General features: G+C 54.6%; 8 protein-coding genes. 5 read left to right on the forward strand and 3 right to left on the reverse strand.

Going from position 1 to position 10,634, the window contains the following annotated elements:
- Positions 1–64: 64 nt before the first annotated feature.
- Entirely contained in the window at positions 65–985 is a 921-nt protein-coding gene (locus tag R0135_RS08925) for a haloalkane dehalogenase (RefSeq protein ID WP_407346467.1), read from the reverse strand.
- Between the two features lie 83 nt (positions 986–1,068).
- On the opposite strand from R0135_RS08925, the gene R0135_RS08930 reads away from it, so the two are divergent.
- Together R0135_RS08930 and R0135_RS08935 are read left to right on the forward strand one after the other, a co-directional pair.
- Positions 1,069–3,567, forward strand: coding sequence for a TonB-dependent receptor (locus tag R0135_RS08930; RefSeq protein ID WP_407346469.1), 2,499 nt, complete (start codon positions 1,069–1,071; stop codon positions 3,565–3,567).
- Positions 3,568–3,859: 292 nt separating this feature from the next.
- Positions 3,860–5,305, forward strand: a complete 1,446-nt coding sequence (locus tag R0135_RS08935) for an amidohydrolase (protein WP_407346470.1) — start codon at positions 3,860–3,862, stop codon at positions 5,303–5,305.
- A gap of 29 nt (positions 5,306–5,334) precedes the next feature.
- On the opposite strand, the gene R0135_RS08940 is transcribed toward R0135_RS08935, so the two are convergent.
- Together R0135_RS08940 and R0135_RS08945 are read right to left on the reverse strand one after the other, a co-directional pair.
- Positions 5,335–6,252 carry an alpha/beta fold hydrolase gene (locus tag R0135_RS08940; protein ID WP_407346471.1) on the reverse strand — a complete coding sequence of 306 codons (918 nt, stop codon included), beginning with the start codon at positions 6,250–6,252 and terminating at the stop codon, positions 5,335–5,337.
- A 35-nt stretch (positions 6,253–6,287) separates the two neighbouring features.
- Positions 6,288–6,932 carry a TetR/AcrR family transcriptional regulator gene (locus R0135_RS08945; RefSeq protein ID WP_407346472.1) on the reverse strand — a complete coding sequence of 215 codons (645 nt, stop codon included), beginning with the start codon at positions 6,930–6,932 and terminating at the stop codon, positions 6,288–6,290.
- Between the two features lie 76 nt (positions 6,933–7,008).
- Between R0135_RS08945 and R0135_RS08950 the strand changes: the two genes are divergently transcribed.
- The 3 genes from R0135_RS08950 (at position 7,009) to R0135_RS08960 (ending at position 10,613) form a co-directional block, all read left to right on the forward strand.
- Positions 7,009–7,914, forward strand: a complete 906-nt coding sequence (locus tag R0135_RS08950; protein ID WP_407346473.1) for a metal-dependent hydrolase — start codon at positions 7,009–7,011, stop codon at positions 7,912–7,914.
- The gene (locus R0135_RS08955) at positions 7,914–8,441 is read left to right on the forward strand and encodes a hypothetical protein (protein WP_407346474.1); all 528 of its coding nucleotides are present in this window, start codon (positions 7,914–7,916) and stop codon (positions 8,439–8,441) included. The genes R0135_RS08950 and R0135_RS08955 overlap by 1 nt, the downstream gene beginning before the upstream one ends.
- Positions 8,442–8,561: 120 nt before the next feature.
- On the forward strand, positions 8,562–10,613 hold the full coding sequence (locus R0135_RS08960; RefSeq protein ID WP_407346475.1) for a molybdopterin-dependent oxidoreductase: 2,052 nt from the start codon (positions 8,562–8,564) through the stop codon (positions 10,611–10,613).
- Positions 10,614–10,634 lie beyond the last annotated feature (21 nt).

The following is a 10,634-nucleotide window of genomic DNA, read 5'->3' on the forward strand; positions in this document are numbered from 1 at the left end:
CAAATCTCCACAGATTTATACAAGGCCAGAAAATTTGGGGCCCCAGACTCTGCCAGACAAATTGCTAAGCAGTGGCGAAGGATTCCAAAGCGGCGCGCGCAATATCCTCACCCCATTCCTGTACAAAGTGACCGCCACCCTCCACCACCATCGCTGGCGGACATCCATTAATGAGCGCGCGTAAGCCCTCCATTACCACAGGCCCCAACACAGGGTCGGCATCACCTATGGCCATAAAACTCTTACCCGTCCATTCCCCAGACCAAAATTCCGCTGCGGCGAGGCTCACATCCACACCCTCCATATCTGGCGACACGGGGACTAGCGCGGGGAACACCTGAGCACCCGCTTTGTATTCCGGTCCAGGAAAAGGCGCATCGTAAGCGGCAATCTCGGCGTCGGTAAGATGCGGTGTACCTCGTGCTATGAGATCGCCAATGGGTAAGTCTGGTGTAGCAAGTGCATAGTTCTTCCAGGCGATAAAACCATCACTCGGTGATTTGCCCACACCCAGCGCAGTGTTCATCACGAGCAGTCGCGAGAGCCGCGGCTTAAAGTCTGCATCCACCGGCAAGGTCAGGCCCAAAAGACCGCCCCAATCCTGAACAACTAACGTGATGTTACGAATATCCAGGCGCTGAACCAGACTCAAAAGGTAATCGCGGTGAAAATGAAAGCCATAATCCGACTGCTTCAGTGGCTTGTCAGACCGACCAAAGCCGAACAGATCGGGAGCCACTACGCGCGCACCGGACGCCAAAAAGACCGGAATCATGCGCCGATACAAAAACGACCAACTGGGCTCTCCGTGCAAACACAGAAACACCTGATCGGCGTCTTTAGGACCCACATCAATCCATGCCGCACGCAAGCCTTCGTAGCCCGGCAGGTCCTGTGCATAAGTCACCGGGTAATCGAAATCCGGGACATTCTCAAAACGCACATCGGGGGTTCGTATTGCGTCTATGTTGTTATTTTGTGACATAAGTACTCTTCCTTTAACTACGGTCTTAACGGACTATACTAGCCACGGATAATTACTATAAAACAAGCTAAAGGAAACACCGCATGCCCAGAAGTACTCGTACCTTTTTTAAACCCGGAATTCTCAGTACCGCCGTTGCAGCCGCTTTGATTGCGGGAACAGACCTTGCTCAGGCACAGCTCGAAGAGGTCATCGTGACCGCTTCACGCAGAGCCGAGAGCATGCAGGACGTTGCCATCTCTATGCTGTCAAAAAGCGGCGAAGAGATTAAAGACATGGGCATTACCCGTGCCGCTGAGTTTGCCGTAGATATTCCCGCGGTCACCATGTCGCAAAGCCCTATCGGTAACTTTATTTTTATTCGTGGAATCGGAACTGCCGGGGTTAACCAGGGCATCGAGCTGTCTGTTTCGATGTTTCATGATGGCGTATACATGGGACGGCACCAGCTCTCCCGTGCACCGTTCATGGATTTGGAGCGCGTGGAAGTACTTCGCGGGCCGCAAAGTATTCTGTTTGGCAAGAACACCATCGGCGGTGCGATACACCTGATTACCGCCAAGCCTACTGAAGAAGTCGAAGGGTCTATCAGCGCTCTGTACGGCACTTACGGTGAGCAAGAGATCAGCGGCGTATTGTCTGGACCCATCACCGACACCCTCTCTGGACGAATCGCATTGCGCGGTTATCAGATGGATGGATACCTCGACAACATCATGACCGGCGAAGACGGTCCGGAGCGCGACGACAAAACTGCGCGCTTGCAGTTGAAGTGGGATGCAACAGAAAACCTGACCATTAACGGTAAGTGGGAGACCAGCGAGTTTGAACAAACTCAACAGTTCACCCAGTTGAGTGTTAGCGATCCCACGGGCACAGGGATCGCCTTTGGCGGTCTGAACTCGGCACTCGTGGCCGTAGGATCCGGCACCGGCATCGGCTCAGAGCGATTTGACGACGAGCGGGCCGTAGACAACGACGGCGGTGTGGTACTCGGTCAGGTGGCACCCGATTATGCAGGCTTACCGGGTTTTCCCGATAAGCCGGAATTCAGCAACAACTCTATGGACCTGGGCACCATAACCATGGACTGGGCCATTGGCGATCACACAATTACGTCAATCACGGGTTATGCCAGCTACGATTACCAGGACATTTGTGACTGTGACTTTGCTGCTATCCCGCTGATTCAAGTGGACGCGACCGAAGACTACGAGCAAATGAGCCAGGAGATACGATTCACCTCACCCGGCGGCGAGCGCTTCGACTACATCGTGGGTATGTATTATCAGGAAAGCGAACTGGATTATCGCTCGGTAGAAGGATTCGGAACATCTTTGGCGTCTCCGCTACTCGGCGCTCCCGCGGCACTGACGCCTAACCTTACTCGCGACTACTCCATGCAGCAGGATCAGGAAATGTGGGCGGTGTTTGGATCGGGCACCTACAGCTTTACCGACACCACGCGACTCACCGCTGGATTGCGCTATTTTGACGAGTCCAAGACAGCCAGTCATGTCCTAGACAAGAACTTTACTGGCGGCTGGGATTACAGCGCGGCAGCGGGCTTGGCACCGGGGTCCATAACCTACGGCGACACAGCCGCTGAGTACGATCGATTCTTAGGGGATTTTGCCGGCACAGCTTTGACAGCTATCTCCGAAGGAATCTATGGCGGACTACTGGGTACTTTTGAGCACGACATTCAGGACCGCAAGCGTGACGAGCAGGACATCAACTGGATCCTGACTCTCGAGCAAGACCTGGGCGACAACACCATGGTCTTCGGTACGGTATCAACGGGTACCAAGGGTGGCGGATTCGACGGTCGCTTTCTGCAGACCAATGACAGTCCCTTCTTTGAGTACGAAGAAGAGACGGCAATCAGCTACGAGCTGGGTGTTAAGACGACACTACTTGACGGCATGATGTCACTGAATGCCACTGCGTTCTTCTCCACCGTAGAGGATTACCAGGTCAGTATTTTTGATGGAGCTACGGCATTTTTTGTTCAAAACGCAGCCGAGGTTGAGACCAGTGGTCTTGAGGTCGATGTGAAGTGGGCGCCGACTGACGGACTGATTGTTAGCTTCGCCGGTACTTACCTTAACGCTGAGTACAGCGACTTCCCCAACGCACCTTGTTGGTCAGTTTCTGGCACCGAGCCCGTTGATCGTGGCAACTGTGTGAATCGCGGTGCGCCAGATGCGTCTCGCGACGCAACAGGTGATACCAACATGTTCTCACCGGAGTTCGCGTTCAACCTGAACATTGATTACCGCATGCCCCTGGGTAACGCCCTGGAAGCTCGCGGCACTTTCAACATGAATTACTCTGATGAGTTTTTCGCGGCATCGGATCTGGATCCGATCTACGCTGGGCAGGATGCCTACACCATGTATGACCTGCGCCTGAGCCTGGGCCGTCAGGATGGCATGTGGGATGTGGCGCTCATCGGTAAGAACCTCACCGATGAACTGATCAGTGGTAACAGCAACGATCAGCCACTGGTGCCGGGTAATGGCTTTGCCTCTACGGATCGCCTGCGCTCTTACGCACTGCAGGCAACCTACCGGTTCTAGGATTCTCTAGACTCGTGATTTGAACTTGTTCAGATCCAAAAGCCCGCAAGTTTTCTTGCGGGCTTTTTTTTGCTCATCGAGAACTCCACAGCTTGTCTCCCGTGGCGCTCGACGTCGCAGAGGTTATAGGCGCCCCGACTTCGCTGGAGATGCGCGAGCAGCTCAAAGGACTGTCTCCCGCCTCGCCGACTACAGACTACAGACTACAGCGTGGACAGCGACTGCCTATGGCCTTCACTCGCAGCTTGCGCTAGCGTGAGTCCTGCTTATCCCGATACAGGACCGATCCATCATGAGAAACCGAATACTGCATGGCATTGCCAGCGCGCTACTTGTGGCGGCCTCCTCGGTAGGCTTTGCCGCCAACGAAGAAGCACTCAAAGCAAAAATCATCGCCTCCGTCGATCGTCAGGCCAGCGACCTGACCGCATTGAGCGATGAAATATGGGGGCACGCAGAAATAGCCTTCAAAGAAACACAGTCGGCAGCTGCGCTTATCAATCATGCAAAGGAGCATGGCTTTCGCGTAGAGACCGGCATTGGTGAAATTCCCACGGCATTTATTGCCGAATTCGGAAGTGGCAAACCGGTGATCGGGATCATGGGAGAATTCGATGCGCTCCCCGGCCTCTCTCAGGCCTCGGTACCCAATCGCTCTCCCTTAACAGAAGGCGCTCCGGGACATGGCTGCGGGCACAACGTTTTTGGCGCTGCGTCACTTGGCGCGGCCATTGCCGTCAAGGAACGTATTGAGGCTGGAGAGATATCCGGGACAATCCGCTACTACGGTACCCCTGCAGAAGAAAAGTTCTTCGGTAAATTGTGGATGATCCGTGCGGGCGCCTTTGATGGCGTGGATGTCATGATGGATTGGCACCCGGGCGACAAGATCGAAGCCTCGGCGCAGAGCAGCCAATCGCTTGTGGATTTTCTTGTGGAGTTTGATGGGCAGTCGGCGCATGCCGCGGGTGACCCCTGGAACGGTCGCTCAGCAAGCGATGCTCTGGAGCTTTACACCCACGGCATCAACGCCTACCGCGAGCATATCCAACCCACCGTGCGCATTCACTATCACATCATGGATGCCGGCAAGGTCGTCAATGTGGTACCCGACTACGCCAAGATCTGGGTGAGAGTTCGAGATCGCAGCCGTGACGGTATGACGCCCGTTTACGAGCGGGTCAAAGAGATGGCCGAGGGCGCGGCAATTCTTGCTGACGTAGGCTATAAGGTAACGCTCATCTCCGGCGTTCACGAAATCCTCGTCAATAGAACCGGCGGTGCAGCATTGCAGGCAAATCTGGAAACGCTGGGGCCTATCAGCTACACCGCAAAAGAGGATGCCTATGCCAAGGCGATACAGGAGGCTACGGAAAAACCCCAGGTGGGCATGGATGCCGAAGTTCGCCCGTTTAGAGAAACACAAGAAAACCCACCGGGCGGCTCCACTGATGTAGGTGATGTCAGCTTTGTGGTTCCCACCATCAGCCTAAGTGCACCCATCGCACCCAAAGACGTGCCCTGGCATTCCTGGGCCGTAGTGGCTACCGGCGGCATGTCCATTGGACACAAGGGCCTTGTCTACGCATCTAAGGCTTTGGCAATGACCATGGTGGATCTTTACGAAAACCCGGACCTCATAAAGTCGATAAAAGAAGAGTTTAAGAAACGCAAAGGTGATTACGAGTACGAGGGCATCCTGCCCCCGGGCCCACCGCCTCTGGACTTTAAGCAATAGACCAACAGACAAAAAAACGTCCGGACCACTCAGTGGCTGGACGTTTTTTCCTTATCAGCTGAGTCCTGCGCAGCAAGCCAATCCAGCAACAGCTCGTTAACAAACGCCGGCTGCTCGCGGTGCGGAAAATGTCCTGCGTCATCGACAGTCACGACTTTGAGCCCGGCAGGAAAATCGTCCTCACGCATCATGCTCTCAAAAACATCTGCGGCAATACAGCCTTCCTGCGCGCCGGTGATTCCCAGAGTCGGGACATCGATCGGCCAGGACGTTTGCTCCTGCGAAGAACGACCCAAGGGAAGTGAGCGCAGACCAATCGCCGCTCGGTAGTAGGCCAGCGTGCTCTCTACCACCCGAGGTTGAGCAAACGCCTGGCTTACTTCAGAAAACTGCTCCTGGGTAAACTCCCAGCCCGGACTCCAGTCCTTCCACAAGCGACGCAGGAAAGCGAAGTTGTTGCGCCGCACCACGTAGTCAGCGATCCCCGGGAGCTGAAAAAACAACATGTACCAGGACAATCGTAATTGTTTAGGATAATGATGAATCTCGGACATGAAGCGACCAGCGTGCGGAACGGCAAGTGCAGTGAGACTCTTAATCTGATCAGGTATAGCCATGGCCACTCCATAGGCGATGGACGCTCCCCAATCATGTCCTATCAGGTGCACTGGGCCGCCGCCCAGCTGATCTATCCATGCAATCACATCACCAGCCAGTGACGGCGATGAATAGTCACCATCTTTGGGCTGGGATTGTGTTTCGTATCCCCGGGTAGATACAGCAATAGCGCGATAGCCATTATTTGCGAGAAAATCGAGCTGCGCATCCCAGGTGCGCAGCGTGTCAGGAAAGCCGTGCAGCATCAGAACAATGGGGCCTTCGCCGGCTTCAATAGCGCTAAACCTGAGAACCCCATGGGACAAAGTGATTTCTTTTTGGCTGCTCATGAGTTCCTCAGTGTCTTTGATTATTCATAGTGACCTTAGCGTACTACTTTGAGACGCCGGCGCACGGCAGCTTCGTAACTCGGTTCCAGATAACCCGATAACACATCAAAAATCTGCTCAATACCCAACACCATATCGGCACGGCTAATAGTCTCGCCAGATTTTGTAATCTCCAAATATCGGACCCAGTTGCTCCAGATTAGCCAGGTGTTGATCGCAATGGAACGATAACGCTTTTTGCTCCGAGGAATTCTAAGATGATCTTCTATAGCCGCTTGCTCAGCAACAGCTGCCAAGCCCTCCAGCGCCCACTCCTGAAGACGCCGATAATCGGCTGCCAAGACATCATCCTGTCGCAGAAGATGCAGCAGACCGGAAAAAAAGAATCGGTTGTCGTAGGCCACATCAAGCGTTTTGATATAAAAGTCAGCGAAGACCTTGGGAGTGAGCACGGGTGGCGGCTCCTGCCCAAAAGCACAACGAAACTCCTCCTCTAACTGAGCAAATAAGGCCCGAACAATTTCTTCCTTGTTTTTGAAGTGGTAATACAAATTGCCTGGGCTTATCTCTAATTCCTCGCACAAACGTGTTGTGCCAATGGCCTGTGCGCCCTCCTCATTCATCAGATCCCGGCAGGTCGCAAGAATGCGCGAACGGTTATTCACTTTAGATTTGCTCATTTTCGACTGCTTGACTAAATCATAATTAGAGGAAATACTCTATTTCACTGAGCATTCAATGGCAAGTATTTGAGTTATGAGTAATACAAGCGAAGCAGCCCACGGCGCCGGCGCAGATAGAATGACCGTGCGCGACATGCCTTTTGATTTTTTACCCAGAACTCAAAGCTGGAACCCCGACAAGCCGGAGTTTGCGCATATCGTGAACTCCGCGTCTCTTGCAATGCCCTACCTCGAGCCCTACCTCATCAAATCCATGCGCAAAGCCCGCCCTTTGATTAGGGACCCGGAGTTACAAACCGAACTCGACAAATACATCAAACAAGAAGCCACCCACTACCGGCGTCACAAAGAATTCAATGACACGCTCACGAGCAAAGGCTATCGCTGCGTTGCAAAGATCGAAGAGAAGCTGGCCAAGGATTACGCAAAGCTAGAGAGCAGGCGTTCACTGAGGTTCAATCTTGCCTACGCAGAAGGTTTTGAATCCATGGCGCTGGCCATCGGCGAAATGCTGATCGAAGATCGAGAGTACCTTTTTGGCGATAGCGACTCCGCCGTAACATCGCTCATCCTCTGGCACTTTGTCGAAGAAATAGAACATAAAAACGTGGCCTTCGACGTGTTTGATCATCTCTACGGCAGTTACTTCTGGCGGATTGTGGGGCTGGTGTATGCGACATCGCACATTTTTTGGCGAACCGGCCAAGGCTACCGCGCCCTCCTCAAAGAGGATGGGCTTTGGCAATCAAGTTCCAGTCGCTGGCACCTGGTCAAGGTGCTCGGGCGAGTGCTGGGCAACATCACCCCCAAGTGGCTGCGTATTCTTCGCCCGGGCTACCACCCCAAGCAGATCAAAGACCCAGACTGGGGCTTGGCCTGGGCAAAAGCCTTTGAGGACGGGCTTGAAGACATGGCGCAACTGGACACTAGGCAACTCAATGCTCCCCTACCCGTAGGTCAACGCCTGGAGACTGTTTAATGAGCACGATAAATGGTGGCAAGGGCCTTGGACCTATTTCACAACGAATGCAGGCTCTTTTCTTTCTCAATGGTTTAGGCCTCTTTGTCGTCGGCATCCTCTTTGGCTGGGCCTGGTTTTTTCATCTGCTACAGGAAGTTGTGCTTTGGCCGTTACCCGTGCAGGTGGACGTCCAAATTCCGGGGGACTCCCGTGCCTATCGCATGGGACATATGGAGGCAATAACTCAGGGTCTGCTTCTCATGGCGATCGCATTTGGAGGGCAATTTATGCGTCTTTCGAAAAAAGAATTTTCCTGGCTTTTTTGGACAGCGCTGGTCACCACCTGGCTATTTACTTTACCGGCAATGGCCAACACTTTTTTTGGCACCCGAGGCTTAGCCTTTGGGGGTGGTCCGTTTAAAGCGGGTATGGCCAATGATGTCATTTATCTCTTTGGCTGGCCTCCGGTTATGTCTGTGCATATCTTCTTCGCAATTGCAGTGCTGGGCGTGTGGCGTTACCTCCATCAATATGATGCAACTTGAGCGAGATCTGTAGGCTGTGCTGCCGACAAGAGTAACCCCGGGGTCTGCGCTATGATCAATGGAAGTCACAGCAAGCTAAAGCCATGAAGAACTGCTGCAAGCAATCGCCAAGGAGTTTTTATGCCCCCCAACCCGACTGAGACCTTACTCGACACGGGCGCCGCGCTACAGACACGTCAGACTGTATGCCCATTGGACTGCGCGGACACCTGTAGCCTGGAAGTAACGGTGCAGGCCGATAAGCTTACTGCGGTGCGCGGCGGCAAAGAAAACCCCTTTACCCGAGGCAAGCTCTGCGCAAAAGTGGTGAACTCCTTTCCCGCACAGGTTCACGGTGAACTGCGGATCAAGACCCCGCTGCTGCGCCAAGCCAGTTTGGGTGGAAGTAACTTTCAGCCCATCAGCTGGGAACAGGCGCTGGACCTGATCTATGAACGTTTCTCAGAAGTTCAGGAGCGCTGGGGGAACGAGGCGATCGCGCCACTGAGCTACGGCGGACCTATGGGCATCCTCGCCGGGGGCAGTATGGACCAGCGATTCTTTCACCGCCTGGGAGCAACACTGGTGGACTCCTCAACCCTCTGCGCCGGCACCTCCAACGCAGCTTGGGATACTGTTTTTGGCGACGCCGGCGGGATCGATCTTGAAGAAATTGCCGACTCGAAACTTATCCTTGTGTGGGGTAATAACGTCACCACCTGCAATCTGCACCTGACAACGATCATTCGCAATGCCTGCAAGCAAGGCTCCAAGCTAGTAGTGATCGATCCCAAACGCACTCGAATTGCCCGAGACGCTGATCTTCATATCCCGCTCCTGCCAGGATCCGATGTCGCGCTTGCCTATGCGGTGACGGCGCTGCTGGATGCCAGCGGCGACCTCGACGAAGACTTCATCAGTAAACACACACATGGTGCTCAAGCCTTTCGGGATGCCGCCCGGGACTTTGATCTAGCTCGAGCGTCTGAGATCTGCGGAGTAGATCCTGCGCTTATCCAAGATCTCGCGGATATGTTTCGCAGGCATCGGCCAGCGGGGATGAGCATCGGCGTGGCACCGGAGCGGAATCGCAATGGCAGTGCGGGGCTGCGCGCAGCGTTCTCGCTTATGGCCGTCACCGGCAACATTGGACCACGCGGCGCAGGCATATGCGATGTTTCACGATTCTTTCCCGTTGACGGTGAGCGCCTGTCGCGCCCCGATCTTGCGCCTGCAAATTTGCGCAAAATCAATGTGCTGGATATTCCCCGCTACGTGCTCGAACCCGGCGAGGAAACTCCGTTGCGCGCCCTGTTTATCTATAACCACAACCCGGTGGCGGTGCATCCCGAGCAACAGCGAATGCGTGAGGCACTTTTGTCTGAGGATGTGTTCGTCGTAGGCAGTGACGTGAGCATGACCGACTCCATGGCCTGCGCCGATTTGGTGCTTCCAGCGACCTCGCATTTTGAATACGGCGATGTATACAAAGCCTATGGTCATCGATACCTCCAGCGCTCCCGCGCGGTAGTGCCCGCTCAAGGGGAGGCGCTGAGCAATATGGAGCTGTTTAGACGCCTGGCCGCGCGCTTTGGCTTCGGTGAACCCGCATTTAGCGATTCCGATGACGAGATGATTGACCAGGCCTTTGCCTCGGCAAATGAGGACATACCCAGAAAGGCTGATGGTACGGCCCTGGATATGACCCCTTACGCAGAACCGGGCATGTTGCGCGGTGGTGCCTTCACCACGCCGAGCGGGCGTATCGAGCTGTTCAGCGAAACCATGCATACCCATTGCGGGCAAGGCACGCCGCAGTATCTGGAGCTACCCCAGAAACGCAGCTTTGTGCTGGTCACCCCGGCATCCGAGCAACGCGTGAACTCAACGTTTGGCGGACTCAAGGAACAGCAAGCTGATCTGGTCTGCGAGATACATAGCGCAGATGCCACTGCCCATGGCGTGGAAGATGGAACGCTTATCGAGCTATACAACGAGCGCGCCACGGTAAAGCTCCCCGCACAGGTGACTGACGATGTGCGCCCGGGAACGCTTTTCGTGCCCAAGGGTGCCTGGATTGCCGACTCGCCAACGGGAGTCACCGTCAACGCGCTGCTGCCGGGTCATCAGGAGTCTGCCATTGGGGGAGCCTGCTACTACGACTGTGGCGTGGATATACGTCCGGCGAGCTAGCCCCCGAGCTCTCTTGTCGTA

It is taken from the genome of Congregibacter variabilis, assembly GCF_045689235.1.
Lineage (GTDB): Bacteria > Pseudomonadota > Gammaproteobacteria > Pseudomonadales > Halieaceae > Congregibacter > Congregibacter variabilis.